Origin of the sequence: Acetobacter sp. AAB5, assembly GCF_050106715.1 — a bacterium.
Classification (GTDB): Bacteria; Pseudomonadota; Alphaproteobacteria; order Acetobacterales; family Acetobacteraceae; genus Acetobacter; species Acetobacter oryzifermentans.
Window position 1 is genome coordinate 111,923 of sequence record NZ_JBNIEW010000002.1, and the last position, 19,234, is coordinate 131,156.

Below are 19,234 nucleotides of genomic sequence, written 5' to 3' on the forward strand. Positions count from 1 at the left end.
ATATTTGCCAGTCCTGATTGTGAACTGTTCTTAACTGTATGTTCACATACCGGTTTGCTTTGTTTTGACATGGCGCGTGGTCATTCCTAATTCCCAATCATCATCCCAAAAATTGTAAAAACCAAGGACATTCCCATGCCGACAGCATTGCGTAAGGCAGAGCTGGCCTGTGGTGCGGTTTTGCGTGGTGGTGGCCGCTGGTGGGTTGTGGCGCAGGTTGCGCCAACAGGGGTGCTGATGTGCCCGCTGGTATGCACGCCACGCCACCGGCATCGGGCAGATATGTGCATAGGGTGGGCGCAAGCCCTGCTGTTGGGCTGCCCCGCGCAGGCCGTGCTGCGCTGCCGCCCGGTATGGCGCGGGCACGTGGCGGGGCTTTTGTGTGTGGGCAGGTTAAAGCCCCCTGCATGCCAGCGCATGGTGGCCACCCTTGTGCGGGAACTGCACCACCACCAGCACGAAACAGGCCGCCCGTTTATAGCCCGCGGCAGGGCTGGGCGTTGTGGATCTTCTTTTGTTCAGCACGGTTGGATAAGCCCCCATGCCCCGCAAGACAACAGCACCCGCGCCGGGCGCATTAGGGCCATCAGCTTTGGCCCCAATGGCGCGCCGCAAAAGGCGCAGCACAAAACCCGTAACGCCGCTGGATATCTTCACCCGCATCATGCAGGGGGATGAAAGCATAACAGACCGCCAGTTTGATGCCGCCAAAGTGGCCGCCCCCTACATGCACCCCAAGCTTTCGGGCCTTGCCACAGATGCTCTGCCCAGGCGTAGCGCAGATGCCTTTACGGATGAGGAACTGGCCGCCCTGGCGCAAGAAAACGGCGGAATGGCGGAGGGGCGCAAGGATGCACCACGCTGCCCCTAAAACGGCACGTACCGTACAGGCGGGTAGGGTGGCACGGGCGGAGCTGGCGCGTAGGCATGCCGCACGCACGCATGTTTTGGATTTTGCCCGTTATACGTTGCCAGATTACAAAGCAGGCGCACATCACGCCCTGCTGGCCCGTACGTTGGAGCAGGTGGAGGCCGGGCATATTGCACGGCTTATGGTGTTTATGCCGCCCCGGCACGGCAAATCGGAGCTGACATCACGCCGCTTTCCCGCATGGTATCTGGGGCGGCACCCCAAGCGGCAGATTATCGGGGCTTCCTACGGGGCCACGCTGGCGCAGGATTTTGGGCGCGATGTGCGCAATATTGTGGCGTCCTCCCGCTATGGGGTGTTGTTTCCCGGCACGCGGTTGGCGGCGGATAGCAGCGCGCGTGATGTATGGCACACCGCACAGGGTGGCGGTTACACCGGCATGGGTGTGGGCGGCGGCTTAACAGGGCGCGGCGCACATCTGGCCATTATAGATGACCCCGTAAAGGACAGGCAGGAAGCCGAAAGCCCCGCCCGCCGTGCCGCCGTGCTGGATTGGTACCGCGCCGTGTTACGCACCCGCCTGATGCCCGGCGGCGCGATTGTGCTGGTGATGACACGCTGGAGCATGGATGATCTGGCAGGCCGCCTGCTGGACGATATGCAAAACAAAACCGGAGAGGCATGGCATGTGCTGGATTTGCCCGCTTTGGCCACGGCGCCTGATGCGCTGGGCCGTGCGCCGGGGCAGGCATTATGGCCGCAGGCGTTTGATACGGCAGAACTTGCGCGTATTCGCCAAGCCGTGGGGGAGCGGGAATGGGCGGCGCTGTATCAGCAAAACCCGGTGCCGCTTTGTGGCAATTTGTTCCACACGCATATGCTCAGCGTGCAGGAGGCCTTGCCCGCAGCATCTGGCGCTACAGTGCGCAGGTGGGATTTAGCCGCCACCCGCCAGACCGGCAGCAAAAACCCGGATTGGACAGTGGGCGTAAAAATGCACCGCCTGCCAGATGGGCGCTTTGCCGTAGCGGATATAATCCGCCTGCGCGGAGACCCCGCACAAGTGGAAGCCACCCTGTTGGCCACTGCCGCGCGTGATGGTGTGGGTGTGGAAATTGTATTGCCGCAAGACCCCGGACAAGCCGGTGTGGCGCAGGCGCGGTATCTTACCAGCCGGTTGGCCGGTTACAAAGTGCGCTGCGTGCGCGAAACAGGAGATAAAGCCACCCGCGCCGCGCCGTTTGCCGCGCAGGTGAATGCAGGCAACGTGCTGCTGCTGCGCGCCCCGTGGGTGCATGCGTTTATAGAGGAACTGGCAGCATTCCCCGCCGCCACGCATGATGACCAAGTAGATGCCGCAGCCGGTGCCTTTGCCGCGCTGGCAGAGGCGCACCCCCTGCCACGCTTTGGGCCGGATTTTTTGGCCCGGATTTAAGGTGTGTGCTGCTGGCGAAGGGCCTGCTGGCGGCGTTTTTCTTCTTCTCGCTGTTGGCGTTTGCGGGCGCGTTCTGCGGCCATGTTGGCCCCCAAATGGGCCTCGCCACGCTGTTCGGCCAAACGGGCCTGGCGTTCACGCTCTGCATGGCGGGCGCGGCGGGCTTCATCCCACTGGCCGTAGCAGTGCGGGCAGGATACGCCGGTTTCAAACTTGGGGCTGGCTTTGTCTTCCGCGGTAATGGGGGTGCGGCAGGCGTGGCACAGTTCCAGTTCTCCGGGTTTAAGGCCGTGGCCTACGGTTACGCGCTGGTCGAACACAAAACATTCCCCACGCCACAGGCTTTCTGCCTCTGGCACGGTTTCCAGATACTTTAGGATACCCCCTTGCAGATGATACACTTCGTCCAGCCCTTCGGCTTTGGCAAAGGCGGTGGATTTTTCGCACCGAATGCCACCCGTGCAGAACATGGCCACACGCGGCTTGCGGCCTTTTGCCAAAAGCTCTTTCCGGTGCTGGCGGAACCATGCGGGAAATTCCCGAAAGGTTTTAATCTGCGGGTCTATCGCGCCTTCAAATGTGCCTACGGCCACTTCGTAATCATTGCGCGTGTCTATCAGAATGGTGTCGGGGTCTTTTAACAGGGTGTTCCATTCTGCGGGGGCAACGTAGGTGCCAACAATGTGGTTGGGGTCTGTGCCCTCTACCCCCATTGTGACAATTTCCTTTTTCAGCCGCACCTTCATGCGCAGGAAGGGCATTTCTGGCGCGCGGGAGAACTTGACCTCAATATCCGCGCAGCCGGGTAGGGTGCGAATATGCGCCAGCACGGCCTGAATGCCATGATCTGGGCCTGCAATGGTGCCGTTAATGCCCTCGGACGCCAAAAGCAGAATGCCCTTTACCCCGTTGGCGGCGCACACATCCTGCAACGGCCCGCGCAGATCAGCCGGGTTTGCAAATGGGGTAAACCGGTAAAGCGCTGCCACGCAAATGGGCAGGGCAGCATTATCCGTATCGGGCGTTGGGGCAGAGGGCTGGGCAGTCATGCTCGGCGGGTTCCTTGGGCTTGTTGGGTGATTGCAGATCATCCGTTCCGCGCCACGGCTTACAGCACCGCAATCAGGTTGCATTTCAATGCCGCCCATTTACCCGCCCGCAGCGGGGGCAGACAAGTTTTTTCCGCGCCTACTATGGGTTTTTGGCGGCGGAGGGGTGGGTGCGCCGTATGGGTGCATATGGGTTTGTGGCTGTGTGGTGGCCGCGTTTTTTCAATTTTCAACAAGGGGCAGGGTATGCCTGGTTTGTCTTTTTCTTCCCGCGTTATGCCGGGGTGGTGGCAGCGTATGCGCGGGCGTTGTGCCCCCGTAGCCCCGCCACGGAAGGAGCCGCTGCTGCCCCAAGGGGCTTTTGCGGCAGATGTTGCCAAGGTGGCCCCGGCGGCTCCTGCGCGGGCAGATGTGTTTGCGCCGTATCGGCCCCCGCGTGGGGTGCGGGCTAATGGCAGCACCACCCCGCTGGCTATGGATAGTGCCGCCGCACAGGGCGCCCCCGGTTTGCTGGACTGGCTGCGCAATGCCGTGGCGGATGGGGTGGTGTTTCCCGGTTATGCGCGGTTGGCGGAAATGGCCCAGCGGGCGGAATATCGGCACATGGTGGACACCATTGCCACCGAGGCCACGCGCCAGTGGCTGGTGTTTACCTCCCGCACAGGGCAGGAGCAGAGCAAAGCCGCGCGCATGAGCCAGTTGGAGGCCGAATTTACCCGCCTGAATGTGCGTGATGTGCTGCGCCGCATGGCGGAAATGGATGGCCATTACGGCATGGGCCTGCTGTATGTAGATACCGGGCTTTCCCCCGTGGCGGGTGGTTTGGCATCACCTTTGCTGTTGCGGCCCGAAACTTTTCGCAAAGGCAGTTTGCGGGCCTTGGTGCCGGTGGAGCCGGTTTGGACAACCCCCGCCGCGTATGAAACCACAAACCCGCTGCACCCTGCGTTTTACAGGCCGCAAAGCTGGTGGGTGCAGGGCACGCTTTTGCATGCCTCGCGCCTGTTGCGGTTTTGCGCGCGGGAGGTGCCGGATATTCTCAAACCTGCCTATAACTTCGGCGGTGTTTCCCTTACGCAAATGGCGCGGCCCTATGTGGAAAACTGGTTGCGCACGCGCCAGAGTGTTTCGGATTTGCTGAATGCGTTTTCCATTGTCGCCCTGTCTACCGATATGGCGGCTTATGCGCAGGACCCCGAAGGGCTTTTGGCGCGGGTGGAGGCGTTTAACCGCTTTCGTTCCAACAGGGGCACGTTTGTGCTGGATAAGGAGCGCGAAAAGCTGGAGCTTCTGGCGGCTCCGCTGGCCGGGTTGGACAAGTTGCAGGCGCAGGCGCTGGAGCAAATCTGCACCGTGGCGCAACAGCCGCTGGTAAAGTTTGCCGGTATTTCGCCTTCCGGGCTGAACGCCTCGGCAGATGGAGAGATCCGGGTTTTTTATGATCGGATCAGCGCTTATCAGGAATCCTTCTTGCGCCCGAACCTAACGCGCATTTTGCACATGGTGATGCTGAATGTGTGGGGCGCGGTGGATACGGACATAGATTTCACCTTTCGTCCGCTGTGGCAGATGGATGAGGCCGAACAGGCGGAAATTGACGCCAAAAAACAGGACACGCCTTAAATGAACACACCCAATACCGGGCAGGCCCGCGCTAGCCCGCACGCTATGGCTGCGCCAGATACGCAGCTTTTGGCGTTGGACAGGGCCAGCGTGCGCCGGGTGGATGCAGATGGGCATTTGCACATTGCGCACTGCATTTTATCCGCCGCAACCGTTAGCCCCTATTACGGGCGAGAAATACCGGGCGCTGCGGCGCTGGGCCTGAAAGATAACGAGGTTTACAGCGTTTTTCGCCCGCCCGATGCGCTTATGCGTGCCGCCCCCAGCCTGCGCGGCAAGCCGGTGCTCATGCAGCATACCCCCGTAAGCGCGCAGGATCATCCCGCCAGCATAACCGTGGGCGCGGTGGGCAGCGATGTGCGCTTTACCCCACCCAACCTGACAGGCAGCTTAACAATATGGGATGCCACGGCCATTAAGGCCATAGAAAACGGCACACAGCGGGCGGTTTCTGCGGGGTATCGGTACACGGCTCTTAAGCAGGCGGGCACTTATATGGGCACGCCTTATACGCTGGTTATGGCGGATATTGCCTTTAACCATCTGGCCCTTGTGGCCCAGCCGCGCGTGCCTTCCGCCATTATTGGCGATGCCGCACCCAACCAAAACATGCCTTTAAATAACAGGAGCTTTCAGGCCATGCCTGATCAAACCCCCATTACCGTTGCAACTATGGATGCAGCCATTGCCCAGGCCGTGCAGCAGGCGGAAGAACGCGCCGTGCGCCAGATGGCGGAACTGCACACCGCCCGCGCCGCCGTGCGCCCCTTTGTGGGCGATGTTGCAATGGACAGCGCCCCCGCCATTTACGGTTTTGCCTTAAAGGAAGCGGGTATTGATGTAACCGGCGTGCCCGAACAGGGGCTGAAACCGCTGTTTGAAAGCTATGCCCGCATGCAGCCGCGTGCTGGTGGGGCATCCGCCATCATGGGGCAGGATGCTGCTGCAACGCAGGGCTTTCGGCAGCGCTTTGGGCTGGAACGCATTGGCGTGCGCGGCTGAACTCCCCTTTTTTTCTTTACGCATGATACAAGGCAGGTAAATGTCTTTTCAAAATCAGGTCAATATCCAGCCAGCGCCTGCTGTGCCGGGTGATTTTGCATCTCTCAACCCCACAGCCACTTTTCCGGCGGGTGAGGGCGCATTGGTGGCGGCTGCTGGTGGGTGCACGGTGGCTGCTTTTGGCTGGGTGCAGGCCGATGGCGTAAGCGTGGCCAACATGCCGCCAAGTGGCAGCACCGCCACGCCAGATGGCTTTGTGCATCGTGATCTTACAGCCCAGATCTCGGATTTTACGGCATCGGAAAGCATGGTTATTCCGCAGGGCTTTCCCGTAACGCTGTTTACGGCAGGAGATTTTTGGGTGCAGCCCACCACACAGGCCACGCCGGGGCAGGCCGTTTTTGCCAGCCTGACAGATGGCACCATTAAAACTGCCGCAGCGGGCAGTACCGTAAATGGCGCGGTGGCAACAGGGTTTTTTGTAGCCTCTGCCGGTGCCGTGGGTGAGCTGGTTCGGATTTCTACATGGGTGCACGCATAATGGTTACGTCTTACACAGAACTGGCAGAACTTAACCGCCTTGGCTTTGTGGTGCCCGATGCGCGCGGCCTGATTGGCGCAGAGCATTTGGTATCAGATAGCATGGCGCTGGATGCTCAGCCCGCGCTTTCCACCACCGCCAATGCGGGTATTCCGGCTTTTATGTCTGCCTGGGTGGATACGGGGCTGATCAAGGTGGCCTTTGCCCCCATGCGCGCCGCCGAACTGCTGGGCGAAGTGCGTAAAGGGGATTGGGTTTCTAAAACGGCTGTATTTCCCATGCTGGAAACGGCAGGGCAGGTTTCCTCCTACGGGGATTGGAACCAGAATGGCACGGTTAGCCTTAACCCCAGCTTTCCCGAGCGCCAGTCCTACCATTATCAGGTGTTTGTGGCGTGGGGTGAGCAGGAACTGGCGCTGGCCGGGCAGGCCCGCCTGCAATGGGCCGCCAGCCTGCGAGAGGCCGCAGCACTCAAGTTGAACAAGTTTCAGAACCAGACATACTTTTTTGGTATCAGTGGACTGAAACTATATGGCTATCTGAATGACCCGCGCCTGCCTGCCGCCATTACCCCCGCCACCAAAACCGCAGGTGGCACCGCGTGGGACAACGCCACCCCGGAAGAACGGCAGGATGACGTTATTGCCCTTATCAACCAGTTGCGCAAACAAACTGCCGGGCTGGTGGATACGGATACCCCCATGGTGCTGGGCCTTGCCCCAACCCGCATGGGTTTGCTGACACGCCGCAACAGTTTTGGCCTTTCCGCCTTAACCATGCTGCGTGAAACCTACCCCAATTTGCGCTTTGTGCAGGCCGTAGAATACGGAGATGCCGCCGCCAACGGTGTGCAGACCATGCAAATCATGGCCGACCACGTGGATGTGCAGAAAACCGCAGAAGCCGCATTTACAGAAAAACTGCGTGCCCATGCAGTGGTTACAGAAGCATCGGCATGGAAGCAGAAGCTCTCTCAAGGCACATGGGGGGCCATTATTTACATGCCCGCAGGCATTGCCACCATGACAGGCCTGTAAAACACAGACCGCGTAACGCAAACCCTGCATAAAAACGGAAAAACACATGGCAACATCATCAACAGTTACCGTTGGGTGCAAGCTGCCCAACGGGCTTGTGCTGGAACTGGCAGGCCAGAAGCACGAACTGGCAGGCGCACGCACAGCCAAGGCGGGCGGGTATGGGCTTACCCCCGTGCCAGCAGAGTTCTGGCAGGCATGGGCGCAAAAATATGCAGGCTTTCCACCGCTGGAAGCCGGGCTGATTTTTGCGCAAACCTCGCCAGAAAAAGCCGCAGGCCAAGCCAAGGAGCAAGCCAGCCTGCGCACGGGTATGGAACCGCTTAACCCCGCAGCGCCAGCCCCCGGCATTACACCCGCATAAAGCCAAACTTTCCGTTATTTTGCAGCATGTAAAAGGATGTTTTTCATGCCGGAAAACCAGCCAATGCAAGCGGCTGCCTTATCTACTGCCTGCAACATGGCGGAAGATGGGGCCGTTGTGTTTGATGCCGCTGCTTTTAAGGCGCGCTACCCAGCCCTTATGGCCAGCGCGGGGGCAGATGCCGCAAGCGCGTGTTTTGCACAGGCCGGGATGTTTTTAAACAACTCGGCCACATCCCCCGTGCGCAACCCGGCCCGCCGGGCAGATTTGCTGATGCTGATTACAGCGCATCTGCTTCAGCTTGGCCTTCATAGCGGGGCGTATGCCACCGGGGCGGGAGATGGCGCGCCGGCCCTTGTAGGGCGCATTACCACCGCCCGCATGGGCAGCGTGCAGGTGCAGGCCGATATGGGCACGGTTTCCTCCACGCAGGCGTGGTGGGTGCAAACACCTTATGGCGCAACCTTTTGGGCGGCATCTGCCTTTTTGCGTATGGGGCGCTATGTGCCGGGCTGGCCGCAGAGGGTGATTTCATGGCCATGAACGTATTGTTCAACATGGCTTTGGGGGCCACGGCGGCTTTGTTGCCATCTGTGCCCGCCATATTGCGTGTTAACACGGGTTATAAAACCGCAGCAGATGGCACCACCACCCCATGCACCATGGATATTGCCGTAACCATTCGGGTGCAGCCCGTGCCTACAGATGAGCTTACGCAAACAGATGGGCAAAACCAAAGCACCATTCAGCGAGAAATCTATATGCCCGGCACAATTTGTGGGGTGGACCGTACGCATCAGTTTGGGGGCGATGTGTTTGTGTTTGATAACGCGCACTGGCTGGTAACGGCCCAGCCCGAGGCATGGGGCGGCCAATGGTGCCGCGTGTTGGTAACCCAACAGGTGGCGGCATGAGCCCCCAAGTTGTGCAACAGCCAGATGAAGAAACGGTATTTGCCGCTTTGCGCACTTTTTTAACGGAAGTTCTGCCAGCAGGCACAACCGTTTTGCAGGCCCGGCAAAACCGCACGCCACCTCCACGCGGCATGTTGGTGTTAATGGCGCCTTTGCACCGCCAGCCTATTGGCACGGGTAGCACACGTTATGGGGCGCAAAGTTGCACCCTGTTGCGGCAGGAGCAGCTTGCCACCCAGATCAGCCTTTTTGGCAAGAATGCCGCAGATGCCGCGCAAACACTGCTCACCCTTTGGCGTGATGCATGGAGCACCACGTTTTTTACAAATCTTGTGGCACAACAGCAAGATATGCCGCGCATTACCCCTTTATATGCAGATAATGCCGAGTGTCTGCCCTACATTAACGCGCAACAACAATACGAACCCCACTGGCAGCTTACCCTGCACAGCCAGCTTACTTTTTCCATCACCCTGCCAGCCGCCACCGCCACCACTGCCACAGTGCACAGCGTGGCCGCAGACAGGCTTTGAAATGCGAGTAAAACCTGCATGATCCTTCCTGTTTCTTCCCTTGTGTCTGTCACGCCGGGTGTGCTGGCGGCGGGGGGCACCACAAACCTGCTGAATGGGCTTGTGTTTTCTACAAATATGGCGCTTTCTTCGGGCCTTTCCACGTTTACAACGGCGGCGGAAGTCGCAGCCACATGCGGTGCGGAAAGTATTGAAGCCAGCATGGCCAGCATTTACTTTGCGGGCTACACCAATGCGCAGGATCTGCCGCAAACGCTGTATTTTTACCAACTGCCCGCCAGCCCGGCAGATACGGATTACACCACAGCCCTTACAAATGCTGCCGCCGCCAGTGCAGATTGGTGCGCTTTTGCGTTTGCGCAGGAGCCAGATGCCACAGCCAAAACGGCTATTGCCGCATGGATGCCCACAAACCCCAACCGCTACTGGGGTATTATGCAGGATAGTGATGCCAGCATTTTGCAGGCAGGATCAGCCTGTTTTGGCAGCACTGTTACAGCGCAGGCTACGCCGGGGCTAACGTGCCTGTGCAATACGGATGGCAACGGCACACTGGCCGCCGCCCTGTGTTTGGGCTGGGCCGCCAGCATGAACCCGCAGCGCAATGCCGGGCGTACCACGCTGATGTTCCGCAACAATGGGGGCGTAACCCCGGCAGATATTACGGCCACACAAGCACAAGCATTGCTGGAAAATGGCTACAGCTTTTATGGTTCCTACAAAAGTGGGGATTCCACATTCAGTTTTCTCAATAACGGTGCAGTGTCCGGCCCGTTTGCATGGGCAGACAGTTATTTAAACCAGATCTGGATGACATCCTCCTTCCAGTCTGATCTGCTCACGCTGTTTTCTTCCGTGGGGCAAATTCCTTATGCCACGCAGGGTGATACGCTGCTGGCTACCGCTGTGCAAAACACCATTGATACTGCGGTGGCTTTTGGCGCTATCCAGCCCAACGTATCGCTTTCTGCCGCGCAGGCGCAGGTGGTAAATGCACAGGCCGGGCGCAGCATTGCAGATACGCTGGCTACACGCGGGTGGTACCTGCTGCCCGGTGCTTCTACCGCATCTGCCGCTACACGGGCCAAACGCGGGCCAGTGCAGGCACGGTTCTTTTACATGGATGGGCAGTCTGTCCAGTCTATCTCTCTGGCTACAGTAGAGGTGCAGTAAGCATGTCTGATTACGATATTACAGCCGCCAACTCGGTTTTTACCATTACGGTGCCGGGGTTATACAATACACCCATTACGCTGGAAAACTACGCCGCCGATCGTGCTTTTGAAACCACCATGCGGGATCTGGCAGAAACCTCAATGAGCATAGATGGCTACCTGAGCGCAGGCTGGATACCCACCCCTGTTCGGCAAACAATCTCTTTGGCGGCCAGCAGTGAAAGTGGCCTGGTGTTTGAGGCCATTGCCGCAGCGCAGGATGCCCAGCGCGGGCTGTATCGGCTGGGGGCAGAAATTCAACTGCCTTCCATTGGGCGCAAATATACCATGGTGCGCGGGCTTTTGCAGGCCGTGGCCGTTATGCCCAGCGCAGGCCGCGTGCTGGAAGCCCGCAGTTTTGAAATTTTGTGGGAGCGCGTGTTGCCCGCAGCCCTGTAAAGAACAGATGTTTTTAAAAAGATACAGGAAAGGGCAGGCATGAAAACCGTGGAATACACGCACCCCCTGCCGGGGGAAGACCAAGGCAAGGTATTTGTGCTGACACGCATGGATGCGTTTGCCGCAGATAGCTGGGCGCGCCACGTGTTGCAGGCTGCCATACGGGGCGGCGCGCGTGTGGGGGCGGATATGGCGCAGGCAGGCCTTGCCGGGCTTGCCGCTTTTGGGCTGGAAATTTTTGGCTTTATGGAAGAAGCCGATTTAGATGCCGCTTTGGCCCGGCTGATGCAATGCGTTAAAATGCGGCCAGATCCACACCGGCCAGAAGTAACACGAGCTGTTATTTCCGCCGATTTTGCAGAACCCGAAACTCTGGGCATGGTGCGGGCCGAGGCTTTTAGGCTGCATGTGGGTTTTTTGCGGGCCGCCGCGCACCAGCTTTTCCCCCTAGTGGCGGCTTTGCTGGGGGAAGAGGCCGCACAGGCCCCGTTGTAAACTGTGTAAATATCTCGCCCGCTATGGCGGCGGTTGTGGCATCGGGCCTTGCATCGTTACATGATCTGAAAACCATTTACGACAGCGAAGATTTTTATACGCTTGTAGAAATACTTTCTGTCCGCAACTGGAATATGGCGCATGCTCCCGCGCAGGAAAGCCCCCAAACATGGCCAAAATTGTAAATACTTTGCCCCACAGCAGGGAACGTGCAACGTTGCCGTTGCTAGAACGGCTGCGCCGTGTGTTGGAACGCTTTATGCAGCCCCATGCACAGGTAAAAAAGAAGGAGCACAAGGGTCTTTTAGCGTTATTGCACCTTCTGCACCAGTATAGCCTGGGGGGCGTGCATATGCCTTTGGGGGCAGGGGCGCAGAACCCTGTATTTTCTGTTCCACTTCCTGCGCTGGGGAGTGGGCCATCTGTGTTTACACCTACAACAGGCCGTGCGGAACGTGCAGGATATGTGGAGCAAAGTGCGTATGTGCCATTTGTTTTGCGGGAAACCCAAAGTGTATCACAAAGGGTTTTTCAGAATACGGCTCCGCTCCCTTATCGTGCAGTATTGGCGGCCAGCACGGCACAACCAAGGGCGGTAAGCCGCCTAGAGTTTACGCAGCCTACAAAACCGTGCGGGCGTCAGTTTTATCAGAGTGTTGCGGATATTCTGGCACGCAGGCCGTTTTCTGTGCCACCACGCTATTTATCTGCATATTTGCCAGAGCGTTCTGGGCATGTTGCAGGGGGTTTCTCAAAGCTGGCAGCAGGCGCTGTAAGTGTGTCTGCAAGTTTGAGGAAGATGCCGGTTATTGCAGAATATCCACGGCACATACAGCCCTTTCCACAATACCTGCAACGCAAGAATGGTTTGCAGTCTTTTGTGTTCAGGCAAGGTGTTTCTGTTCCCCAACAGCCCGAGCGCACTGTTTTGCAAACCATGCCACATGCTGCGGTGCCTGCTGCACAAGGCCGGGTGGGGGCATTTTTGCCGTCCTCTCCTCTTATGCAGGCGGCGGTTCAGCCTGTTGTGCCTTTGGGGCAATCCGCTCCAGCACTACAGGGGCAAAGCGTTGTGCGCCCAACGGCCAGCCCGTTTGCGGCACCACCTCCACAGCCTGCGCCTCTGCCGCCACGTGTGGCCATGCAGGGCCTTGGCGGGGGAGATAGCACTGCTTTGGCAGCACTTTCTACGCTTGGTTCTATTTAAAAACCCTTTTTATGTTCAGCAAAGAGTTCTGTTTCATGCCCATGTTGCCCGTCAGCCTGCCATCTGTATGGAATATTCCTGTTGCGGCGGGGGTGCCTGCCCTTATGGGGCAATCTGTTTCTGCCGGGGTGCAGGCTTCGGCTTCTGTTACGGTGGGCAGTTTGCTGGATGATCTGCAAATTACGCAGGCCGCCAGCCAGTGGGGTATTTTTACGCAGGATGGGCAGCGGGTTTTAACATCTGCCCATGTGCTTTCTGCCGATATGCAAAGTACGTGGCGCATTGCAGAAGCCCCGCTGGAGGATGGTGCGTTTTTATCCTACAGCAAAGTGCGCATGTCTCGGCAGCATCGGATTGTGATGGTGTGCGATGGTTCAGAAACCGGAATGGAGGATGCCAGCGCCACCAGCCTTGCGCTGGATGTTCTGGCAGGGGCCGGGCAGGCGGGGGCTTTGTATGTGCGTGCAGGTTTTTTTGCCACGCTGGAGGCGTTGGAGGCCGATACAAACCTGTATGCCGTTATCACCCCGGAAAAGAAATACGATAGCGTTAACATTATCGGCCACCGCTGGATGAGGGAAGCCCGCCAGGGCATTACCATGCCAGTTGTAGAAATTGCCTTGCAGGAAGTGCGTATAACCGGAAGCACGCAGTTTGCCAGCACCCGCATGCCGCAGGGCCAGCAGATACAATGCGGCGGCATGGCCTATGCCACCACCAGCACCGCCAATGCCGGAGAAATTGCATGAGCACCCCCACAACAACACTGGTGCAGGTGCCCATAAGTGCCGTGCCTGCACAGATGTTTAAGATCACACTGGCAGCACAAACGCTCCAGATAGCCCTGCGCCAACGTGCCACGGGGCTGTATGCAGATATATGGTGCGCTGGTACGCGCGTGCTTTCTGGCGTGTTGTGCCAGGATCGCACATGGCTGGCCCGAAATGCCGCCACCGGCCTGCCGGGTGATCTGGCGTTTATGGATACCCAAGGCACGCAGGACCCGCAAAGCACCGGGCTTGGCACGCGCTATGTGCTGTTATGGCGCAGCGGATGGCCCGCATGAGCAGCATGCCAAGCACAAAAACACCAGACTGGGCCACACGAGATGTGCAGGTAATGTTTCGGCTTCTTAATGGCGTGTTTGGTGCGGCAGATGGGGTGGATACGGTTACGCTTTCTGGTTTGCAGGTGCAGGCGGATATTTTGCAGGCCCCGTACCCAACGGGAGAAACCGCGCATATCCGTATAACCGGCATGCCCCCAGATTTAATGAACCGCCTGAGCCTGAGCGCGCCAGATCCTGCCAACCAGAGCGCCAGCGAAGTGTTGCTTATGATGCCCGATGGGGCCTCTGGCGCGCAGGCTTTGGTGTTTCAGGGTGGGGTTACTTTGGCTTATGCAGATTATAGCACAGCACCAGATGTTGCCTTTGTGGTGCAGGCGTTTTCTACAGTATTGCCAAATGCGCTGCCTGCTTTGCCCACCGGGTTTAGGGGTGCGGTGCCGCTGGCGCAGGTATTGGCGCGTATTGCCGCAAAAGCCGGGCTGACATTTGAAAATAACGGGCTGAACACCGTGCTGCATGATCCGTATTTTCATGGCACACCGGGGCAGCAGATCAGCCAGTGTTTGAACACCCAACCTTTTCAGGCCGCATTGGGGCGGGGGCGTTTGGCGGTATGGCCCGCCAGAACCGGCGCAACCAGCGCAACGGTGGATACATCGGCCGCTATTCAGGTTTCGGCCAGCACGGGGCTGGTGGGGTATCCCACGTGGTCTGCTGGTGGGGTGTCGTTGGACATGCTGTTTAACCCGCGCATTGGCTGTGGCGGCGTGCTGGCGTTGCAAAGCCAGTATCAGCCCGGTGGAGGGGCAACGGGGCTGTGGCAGGTTTTGCAGCTTCGGCACAGTTTAAGCGCGCAAATGCCAGATGGCCCGTGGTTTACCAATGTGGTGGCGCAGGCCGTGGGATTGGAAAATTCATGACAGATCAGAGCAGTTTTGCATCAGGCTTTCCGCCCAACATGCCCGCATCTGGTCAGGCAGTGTTTGATAGGGCCGGGGCGGCGGCATCGGATTACAACGCGCTGGTGGCCGTTATGCGCCGCATGTTGGTGGAGGTGCGCACCGCCATACCCGTTAAGGTGTGTGCGGTTTCTGGCGCAGGCTTGGCCCCTGTTGGGTTTGTGGATGTGCAACCTATGGTGCATCAGCAAGATGCCGCAGGCCAAACCATGCCGCATGGTGTGGTGTATAACGTGCCATATTTTCGGCTTCAGGGCGGCAGCAGCGCTGTGGTGCTAGACCCCGCGGTGGGGGATATCGGCCTAGCCGTCATGGCGGACCGGGATATTCTAAACGTAAAAACCGCCCGCACTGCCGCACCGCCCGCCAGTTTTCGGCACAACAGTATGGCGGATGCGCTGTATCTGGGTGGTTTTTTAAATGCGGCACCCAGCCAGTATATTCAGTTCACGCCCGATGGGGTGGTGATACATACGCCCGGAAATGTGGAAATATCTGCAAAATCACTCAAGATTTCAGGAGACGCCAGCATAAGTGGCAGCCTGAATGTGGGGCAGGATGTGCAGGCCGGTGGTGTTTCGCTGGCATCGCATGTGCATGGTGGCGTTATGCCCGGCAGTGGCACCACCAGCGCCCCGCAGGGTTAGGAGAAGCACGTATGAAAACCTTGTTGCTAGACCGCACAACGTGGGATCTGGTGGTGGATGCGCAGGGCAATATTGCCGTGGCGGATGTGCCCTACGCCACCGCGCAGGATGTTTCCAGCGCGGTGCGCGTGTTTAAGGGCGAATGCTGGTACAACACGGCCCTTGGCCTGCCCTATCTGGCAGGTGTTTTGGGGCGCAACCAGTCTGCCGCGCTGTTTCGGGCCGATGTTGCGCAGGCGGCCCTTGCTGTGCCCAACGTGGCGCGCGCAACCTGTGTGCTGGCCAGCCTTGGGGCAGACCGCAAGCTGAGCGGCCAGATTTATCTGACATTGGAAAACGGAAGCACAACCCTTGCCAGTTTCTGAAACCACACTTGCCGCAGGCACAACATCCGTGCCCGCGCCCTCGCTGGATGATACCGGCTTTGTGCTGCCGCAGGAGGCAGACATGCTGGCCGGTGTTCTGGCAGATATAAACGCCGCTTTTGGCAATACGCTGAACACGGATTTATCTACCCCACAAGGGCAGTTGGCCACATCGCTTACCGCCATTTTGGGTGATGCGTATGATCAAATGCTGGCTGTGTTTAACGGGGTGGACCCTGCGCGTGCTTCTGGCCGCATGCAGGATGCCATTGGCCGCATTTACTTTATGGAGCGCAAACCCGCCACGCCCACGGTGGTAACATGCCAATGCACGGGGGTGGAGGGCACGGTTATTCCGCAAGGGGCTTTGGTGGCAGATGCTGCGGGCAATACCTATGCGGCAGATGCGGCTATTACGCTGGATACCACGGGCACAGGCACGGGCACGTTTTCCTGCACCACGTTGGGGGAGGTATCCTGCCCGGCGGGTAGTGTGCGGCTGTGCCAATCTGTTGCCGGGTGGTCTGGCGTGAGCAACGCGGTGGCGGGGGTTACGGGGCGTGCGGTAGAAGGCCGTGCAGCGTTTGAAGCCCGCAGGCAGGCCGCCGTAGCTGTAAATTCCGTAGGGGCATTGGCTGCCATTTTGGCGGCCGTGCAGGCAGTAGATGGCGTAACAGATGCGTATGTTGCAGATAACAGCAGCAATGTTGCAGTAACGCAAGGGGGCATGACACTTGCGCCCAATAGCCTGTATGTGTGCGTAAATGGTGGCACGGATGCCGCTGTGGCTTTGGCTATTTTGCGTAAAAAGCCACCCGGCTGTGCCTATACTGGCAGCACCAGTGTTTCTGTAACAGATACTTCTGGCACGTACACCACACCGCCCAGCTATACGGTGGCGTTTGAGCGTGCCCAGCCCACGCCGCTTTATATTGTGCTTACACTGGCAGCCGGTTCTGGCGTGCCAAACACAGCAACATCTGCCGTGCAGCAAGCTGTACTGGCGTGCTTTTTGGGGCAGGATGGTTCTGCCCGCGTGGGCATTGGCGGCACGCTATATGCCAGCCGGTTTTACGCCTGCGTGGCGGCGGTGGGCAGTTGGGCGCAGGTGGTGGATATTCGGGTAGGCACAGCGGCCAGCCCCACGGGGGTTACGGCGCAGGCAAATATCAACCAGATTTTCACGCTGGAACTGGCTGATATTGCCGTGGAGTTTGCCTGATGCAGAATGTCGGGCAAACGGTGCTTTCTCAATACGCGTGCTCGCCCAGCCTGAATGCGCTGCTAGAAGGCTGGAACCAGTGTTTGGACCCCGCACAAAGTATAGAAAACTGGTTTGATAACCTATGGAACATAGAAACAGCCCAAGGTTACGGGCTGGATGTATGGGGCCGCATTGTTGGGGTTTCCCGCGTGTTGCGCATGGCCTCTGGCCAGTATCTGGGTTTTGCCGAAGCCAATGATCTGACAGAGCAGGGCTTTAACACCGCCCCGTGGTATGCGGGCCGTGTTGTGGTGGGTGATTTTACAAATTGCAGCCTGTCAGATGCCGGGTTTCGGCAGCTTATTTACGCCAAGGCGCTGGCCAATATTACGGATTGTTCTGTGCTTTCGCTTAACGCCATTTTGCGTACGCTGTTTGCCGGGCAGGGCGATGCGTGGGTGGAAGATAACACCAACATGAGCATGACCTACGCCTTTGGCTTTGTGCCAACAGATGTGCAGGTTTCCATTATCGAAAACGCCGGTGTGCTGCCGCGCCCCGCCGGGGTTGCGGTATCTTACAGCATCAGGGGCTGAAGAACTTATGAAACAAGCAGATATTTCCGGGCGGTTTACAACGCCTATTGCGGCCTCTGCCACAGCGGCCAACTGTGCGGATATTCCCACAGCGCAAACCACAGCGGGCGATGGCTCTGCCAGCATGGCGCTGGGTTTTCCGCCCGAAACCTTTACAGAACGCGCAGCCGGTGGCGTGCCCCCGCGAGGGGCGGATATGAACGGGTTTTTAAAAACGCTTTCTGCCGCCATTCAGGTTTTGCAAACAGGTTATGTTGGCCCGTTTGATGCCAGCTTTGCCGCCGCTATTGGTGGCTACCCGGCTGGGGCTGTGGTGGCGGGCAGCGTTGTGGGCACGTTTTGGGTTTCTGGGCAGGATAACAACCTGTCCACCCCCGGCGCGCAGGGGGCGGCGTGGACAAACCTGTTTAGCGGGCTGCTTACATCTGCCCAAGCCGCGCAAAGCTTTTTTCCGCTTACGGGCGGTAAAATCAGTAACGGTTATTACGATAGCACCGGCACATGGGGCGGCAGCGGCAGCAATGGCGCACCGCAGGCGGGTGATATGCCGTGGGGGCCGCAGTTTATTTCTCGCTTGGGGTATAGCGCCAGCATGAAGGCGCTGTTCTGCCTGCGTGATGCGTTTGAGCAATATGCGTTTGCCAGCGTGCAGTTAACAGATGCCGCAGGCGGGTGGCATGAATGGCAGTTCCGCCAGGATGGCTCCATCCGTATGCCAGATGGCGCGGTGGTGGCTACGCAAAGCTGGGCCAACGGGGTGTTTCAGCCTGCTGGCAGTTATGTGGGGCTGGGCACGTATCAGGCCGATTTTGCCACGCAGGATGGGCGTGTGATCAACCTGCCATACGGGCAGCGCATTCAGTCCTTTTCCGTTACCATTCAGGATGGAGATGCCATTACTTTTCCGCAGGCTTTTGCGGGGGTGCCCACATCTGTGCAGTTGCAGTGCATGCAGTATGAACAACGCATGACACTTGCCATGCCCGAACAGGCCCCTACCGCCACAGGCATTGGCGCTGTGGGCGTGCGCTACGTGGTGGATGATCACGATGGCGCGGTTTCCACCCCCATAACGGTATGGGTTACAGCTATTGGGCCAAGGTAAAAAACCATGACATGTTCTTGCAATACCGCAGGCACGGCCTGTTCTGTGCTGCCAGAAGGGGCCGTGCTGGCGCCGGGGTGGCAACCCGCCCGCGTACGCGTGTTGCCGGTTATGATGGCGCCGGGGCTATGCCTGCGTGGCCAACTGGCAGAGCAGGTGGTGCAGGCATGGCCTGCCCGCAGCAGTGCAGATGCGCTGGATTATACCCTTACCCCCGCCGCATGGTTGGAAGGCACGGGGGATACGCTGGCCAGTGTGGCGGCCAGCGTGCCCACTGCAACCGGGCAGGATACGGATCTGGCCGTGCTGTGGGTGACAATTATACAAGGCATGGCCTGCGTGTTTTTGGGCAGCGGCCCGCCAGATACGGTGCAGACAGTGCAGATGGTGCTGCACACCGTACAGGGGCGCAGCGTTACGGCCAGCGTGCAGCTTTACATCAGTGCAGAAAGTGCCGCCGCCGCGCCGCCACAGGTGCCCACGCTGGCAGATGGCACACCCATACCGCCCAACGCCCTGTTGGCCCCCCAAGGCGTGCTAACCACCCCCACCGGCCAGCCCTATCTGCTGGCCTGAAACATGCGGGTGGGAGCCAGCCTTGCTGC

Annotated in this window: 26 protein-coding genes; 25 read left to right on the plus strand and 1 reads right to left on the minus strand. The window is 58.8% G+C overall.

Annotated elements, in window-relative coordinates; genetic code table 11:
• The first annotated feature begins 135 nt into the window (after nt 1–135).
• The 3 genes from ACP7IZ_RS02700 to terL are packed head-to-tail and all read left to right on the plus strand — an operon-like array spanning nt 136 to nt 2,306.
• The gene (locus ACP7IZ_RS02700) at nt 136–678 is read left to right on the plus strand and encodes a hypothetical protein (RefSeq protein WP_089178652.1); all 543 of its coding nucleotides are present in this window, start codon (nt 136–138) and stop codon (nt 676–678) included.
• Nucleotides 665–871, plus strand: a complete 207-nt coding sequence (locus ACP7IZ_RS02705; protein WP_089178653.1) for a hypothetical protein — start codon at nt 665–667, stop codon at nt 869–871. The genes ACP7IZ_RS02700 and ACP7IZ_RS02705 overlap by 14 nt, the downstream gene beginning before the upstream one ends.
• Nucleotides 852–2,306: a phage terminase large subunit gene (gene terL, locus ACP7IZ_RS02710; RefSeq protein ID WP_426847741.1), complete on the plus strand. Its 1,455-nt coding sequence runs from the start codon at nt 852–854 to the stop codon at nt 2,304–2,306. Before ACP7IZ_RS02705 ends, terL begins: the two co-directional genes overlap by 20 nt.
• Here the strand turns inward: terL and ACP7IZ_RS02715 are convergent.
• A complete protein-coding gene (locus tag ACP7IZ_RS02715; protein WP_426847742.1) occupies nt 2,303–3,454 on the minus strand; it encodes a rhodanese-related sulfurtransferase in 1,152 nt (383 codons plus the stop codon). The genes terL and ACP7IZ_RS02715 overlap by 4 nt on opposite strands.
• A 147-nt stretch (nt 3,455–3,601) precedes the next feature.
• On the opposite strand from ACP7IZ_RS02715, the gene ACP7IZ_RS02720 reads away from it, so the two are divergent.
• The 22 genes from ACP7IZ_RS02720 to ACP7IZ_RS02825 are packed head-to-tail and all read left to right on the plus strand — an operon-like array spanning nt 3,602 to nt 19,205.
• Nucleotides 3,602–4,978, plus strand: coding sequence for a DUF1073 domain-containing protein (locus ACP7IZ_RS02720; protein WP_426847743.1), 1,377 nt, complete (start codon nt 3,602–3,604; stop codon nt 4,976–4,978).
• Nucleotides 4,979–5,980, plus strand: a complete 1,002-nt coding sequence (locus ACP7IZ_RS02725; RefSeq protein WP_426847744.1) for a DUF2213 domain-containing protein — start codon at nt 4,979–4,981, stop codon at nt 5,978–5,980.
• A gap of 40 nt (nt 5,981–6,020) precedes the next feature.
• A complete protein-coding gene (locus tag ACP7IZ_RS02730) occupies nt 6,021–6,521 on the plus strand; it encodes a structural cement protein Gp24 (protein WP_426847746.1) in 501 nt (166 codons plus the stop codon).
• Nucleotides 6,521–7,558, plus strand: coding sequence for a major capsid family protein (locus ACP7IZ_RS02735; RefSeq protein WP_426847947.1), 1,038 nt, complete (start codon nt 6,521–6,523; stop codon nt 7,556–7,558). Before ACP7IZ_RS02730 ends, ACP7IZ_RS02735 begins: the two co-directional genes overlap by 1 nt.
• Nucleotides 7,559–7,604: 46 nt before the next feature.
• Complete coding sequence (locus tag ACP7IZ_RS02740; RefSeq protein ID WP_006117074.1) at nt 7,605–7,922, plus strand: hypothetical protein; 318 nt, start codon at nt 7,605–7,607, stop codon at nt 7,920–7,922.
• A gap of 36 nt (nt 7,923–7,958) precedes the next feature.
• Entirely contained in the window at nt 7,959–8,465 is a 507-nt protein-coding gene (locus ACP7IZ_RS02745) for a DUF4054 domain-containing protein (RefSeq protein WP_426847747.1), read from the plus strand.
• The gene (locus tag ACP7IZ_RS02750; RefSeq protein WP_426847748.1) at nt 8,456–8,836 is read left to right on the plus strand and encodes a hypothetical protein; all 381 of its coding nucleotides are present in this window, start codon (nt 8,456–8,458) and stop codon (nt 8,834–8,836) included. Before ACP7IZ_RS02745 ends, ACP7IZ_RS02750 begins: the two co-directional genes overlap by 10 nt.
• Nucleotides 8,797–9,369, plus strand: a complete 573-nt coding sequence (locus tag ACP7IZ_RS02755) for a phage neck terminator protein (RefSeq protein WP_426847749.1) — start codon at nt 8,797–8,799, stop codon at nt 9,367–9,369. Before ACP7IZ_RS02750 ends, ACP7IZ_RS02755 begins: the two co-directional genes overlap by 40 nt.
• Before the next feature lie 18 nt (nt 9,370–9,387).
• Nucleotides 9,388–10,542, plus strand: coding sequence for a DUF3383 family protein (locus ACP7IZ_RS02760; RefSeq protein ID WP_006117078.1), 1,155 nt, complete (start codon nt 9,388–9,390; stop codon nt 10,540–10,542).
• 2 nt (nt 10,543–10,544) lie between these two features.
• Nucleotides 10,545–10,982 (plus strand): phage tail fiber protein, encoded by a 438-nt coding sequence (locus ACP7IZ_RS02765; RefSeq protein WP_426847750.1) that lies wholly within the window; start codon nt 10,545–10,547, stop codon nt 10,980–10,982.
• A 39-nt stretch (nt 10,983–11,021) separates the two neighbouring features.
• Entirely contained in the window at nt 11,022–11,477 is a 456-nt protein-coding gene (locus ACP7IZ_RS02770) for a hypothetical protein (RefSeq protein ID WP_006117080.1), read from the plus strand.
• 35 nt (nt 11,478–11,512) lie between these two features.
• Nucleotides 11,513–11,662: a hypothetical protein gene (locus tag ACP7IZ_RS02775; RefSeq protein WP_162269444.1), complete on the plus strand. Its 150-nt coding sequence runs from the start codon at nt 11,513–11,515 to the stop codon at nt 11,660–11,662.
• Complete coding sequence (locus ACP7IZ_RS02780) at nt 11,647–12,684, plus strand: hypothetical protein (RefSeq protein ID WP_426847752.1); 1,038 nt, start codon at nt 11,647–11,649, stop codon at nt 12,682–12,684. Before ACP7IZ_RS02775 ends, ACP7IZ_RS02780 begins: the two co-directional genes overlap by 16 nt.
• Nucleotides 12,685–12,719: 35 nt before the next feature.
• Complete coding sequence (locus ACP7IZ_RS02785) at nt 12,720–13,433, plus strand: phage baseplate protein (RefSeq protein WP_063353643.1); 714 nt, start codon at nt 12,720–12,722, stop codon at nt 13,431–13,433.
• Complete coding sequence (locus ACP7IZ_RS02790; protein ID WP_063353644.1) at nt 13,430–13,750, plus strand: phage baseplate plug family protein; 321 nt, start codon at nt 13,430–13,432, stop codon at nt 13,748–13,750. The genes ACP7IZ_RS02785 and ACP7IZ_RS02790 overlap by 4 nt, the downstream gene beginning before the upstream one ends.
• The gene (locus ACP7IZ_RS02795; RefSeq protein ID WP_063353645.1) at nt 13,747–14,673 is read left to right on the plus strand and encodes a baseplate hub protein; all 927 of its coding nucleotides are present in this window, start codon (nt 13,747–13,749) and stop codon (nt 14,671–14,673) included. The genes ACP7IZ_RS02790 and ACP7IZ_RS02795 overlap by 4 nt, the downstream gene beginning before the upstream one ends.
• Entirely contained in the window at nt 14,670–15,359 is a 690-nt protein-coding gene (locus ACP7IZ_RS02800; RefSeq protein ID WP_426847753.1) for a baseplate assembly protein, read from the plus strand. Before ACP7IZ_RS02795 ends, ACP7IZ_RS02800 begins: the two co-directional genes overlap by 4 nt.
• 11 nt (nt 15,360–15,370) lie before the next feature.
• Nucleotides 15,371–15,724 (plus strand): hypothetical protein, encoded by a 354-nt coding sequence (locus ACP7IZ_RS02805; RefSeq protein ID WP_426847754.1) that lies wholly within the window; start codon nt 15,371–15,373, stop codon nt 15,722–15,724.
• A gap of 28 nt (nt 15,725–15,752) precedes the next feature.
• On the plus strand, nt 15,753–16,946 hold the full coding sequence (locus ACP7IZ_RS02810) for a baseplate J/gp47 family protein (RefSeq protein ID WP_426847948.1): 1,194 nt from the start codon (nt 15,753–15,755) through the stop codon (nt 16,944–16,946).
• A complete protein-coding gene (locus ACP7IZ_RS02815; RefSeq protein ID WP_063353648.1) occupies nt 16,946–17,524 on the plus strand; it encodes a DUF2612 domain-containing protein in 579 nt (192 codons plus the stop codon). Before ACP7IZ_RS02810 ends, ACP7IZ_RS02815 begins: the two co-directional genes overlap by 1 nt.
• A 7-nt stretch (nt 17,525–17,531) precedes the next feature.
• Nucleotides 17,532–18,629, plus strand: a complete 1,098-nt coding sequence (locus tag ACP7IZ_RS02820; RefSeq protein ID WP_426847755.1) for a phage tail protein — start codon at nt 17,532–17,534, stop codon at nt 18,627–18,629.
• Between the two features lie 6 nt (nt 18,630–18,635).
• Entirely contained in the window at nt 18,636–19,205 is a 570-nt protein-coding gene (locus ACP7IZ_RS02825) for a hypothetical protein (protein ID WP_426847756.1), read from the plus strand.
• Nucleotides 19,206–19,234: the final 29 nt, after the last annotated feature.

Excerpts from the sequence above, each read along its gene's own strand:
- ACP7IZ_RS02700 (WP_089178652.1), top strand. The coding sequence starts at position 136 with ATGCCGACAGCATTGCGTAAGGCAGAGCTGGCCTGTGGTGCGGTTTTG.
- ACP7IZ_RS02705 (WP_089178653.1), top strand. The coding sequence starts at position 665 with ATGCAGGGGGATGAAAGCATAACAGACCGCCAGTTTGATGCCGCCAAA.
- terL (WP_426847741.1), top strand. The coding sequence starts at position 852 with ATGCACCACGCTGCCCCTAAAACGGCACGTACCGTACAGGCGGGTAGG.
- ACP7IZ_RS02715 (WP_426847742.1), bottom strand. The coding sequence starts at position 3,454 with ATGGGCGGCATTGAAATGCAACCTGATTGCGGTGCTGTAAGCCGTGGC.
- ACP7IZ_RS02720 (WP_426847743.1), top strand. The coding sequence starts at position 3,602 with ATGCCTGGTTTGTCTTTTTCTTCCCGCGTTATGCCGGGGTGGTGGCAG.
- ACP7IZ_RS02725 (WP_426847744.1), top strand. The coding sequence starts at position 4,979 with ATGAACACACCCAATACCGGGCAGGCCCGCGCTAGCCCGCACGCTATG.
- ACP7IZ_RS02730 (WP_426847746.1), top strand. The coding sequence starts at position 6,021 with ATGTCTTTTCAAAATCAGGTCAATATCCAGCCAGCGCCTGCTGTGCCG.
- ACP7IZ_RS02735 (WP_426847947.1), top strand. The coding sequence starts at position 6,521 with ATGGTTACGTCTTACACAGAACTGGCAGAACTTAACCGCCTTGGCTTT.
- ACP7IZ_RS02740 (WP_006117074.1), top strand. The coding sequence starts at position 7,605 with ATGGCAACATCATCAACAGTTACCGTTGGGTGCAAGCTGCCCAACGGG.
- ACP7IZ_RS02745 (WP_426847747.1), top strand. The coding sequence starts at position 7,959 with ATGTTTTTCATGCCGGAAAACCAGCCAATGCAAGCGGCTGCCTTATCT.
- ACP7IZ_RS02750 (WP_426847748.1), top strand. The coding sequence starts at position 8,456 with ATGGCCATGAACGTATTGTTCAACATGGCTTTGGGGGCCACGGCGGCT.
- ACP7IZ_RS02755 (WP_426847749.1), top strand. The coding sequence starts at position 8,797 with ATGGTGCCGCGTGTTGGTAACCCAACAGGTGGCGGCATGAGCCCCCAA.
- ACP7IZ_RS02760 (WP_006117078.1), top strand. The coding sequence starts at position 9,388 with ATGATCCTTCCTGTTTCTTCCCTTGTGTCTGTCACGCCGGGTGTGCTG.
- ACP7IZ_RS02765 (WP_426847750.1), top strand. The coding sequence starts at position 10,545 with ATGTCTGATTACGATATTACAGCCGCCAACTCGGTTTTTACCATTACG.
- ACP7IZ_RS02770 (WP_006117080.1), top strand. The coding sequence starts at position 11,022 with ATGAAAACCGTGGAATACACGCACCCCCTGCCGGGGGAAGACCAAGGC.
- ACP7IZ_RS02780 (WP_426847752.1), top strand. The coding sequence starts at position 11,647 with ATGGCCAAAATTGTAAATACTTTGCCCCACAGCAGGGAACGTGCAACG.
- ACP7IZ_RS02785 (WP_063353643.1), top strand. The coding sequence starts at position 12,720 with ATGCCCATGTTGCCCGTCAGCCTGCCATCTGTATGGAATATTCCTGTT.
- ACP7IZ_RS02790 (WP_063353644.1), top strand. The coding sequence starts at position 13,430 with ATGAGCACCCCCACAACAACACTGGTGCAGGTGCCCATAAGTGCCGTG.
- ACP7IZ_RS02795 (WP_063353645.1), top strand. The coding sequence starts at position 13,747 with ATGAGCAGCATGCCAAGCACAAAAACACCAGACTGGGCCACACGAGAT.
- ACP7IZ_RS02800 (WP_426847753.1), top strand. The coding sequence starts at position 14,670 with ATGACAGATCAGAGCAGTTTTGCATCAGGCTTTCCGCCCAACATGCCC.
- ACP7IZ_RS02805 (WP_426847754.1), top strand. The coding sequence starts at position 15,371 with ATGAAAACCTTGTTGCTAGACCGCACAACGTGGGATCTGGTGGTGGAT.
- ACP7IZ_RS02815 (WP_063353648.1), top strand. The coding sequence starts at position 16,946 with ATGCAGAATGTCGGGCAAACGGTGCTTTCTCAATACGCGTGCTCGCCC.
- ACP7IZ_RS02820 (WP_426847755.1), top strand. The coding sequence starts at position 17,532 with ATGAAACAAGCAGATATTTCCGGGCGGTTTACAACGCCTATTGCGGCC.
- ACP7IZ_RS02825 (WP_426847756.1), top strand. The coding sequence starts at position 18,636 with ATGACATGTTCTTGCAATACCGCAGGCACGGCCTGTTCTGTGCTGCCA.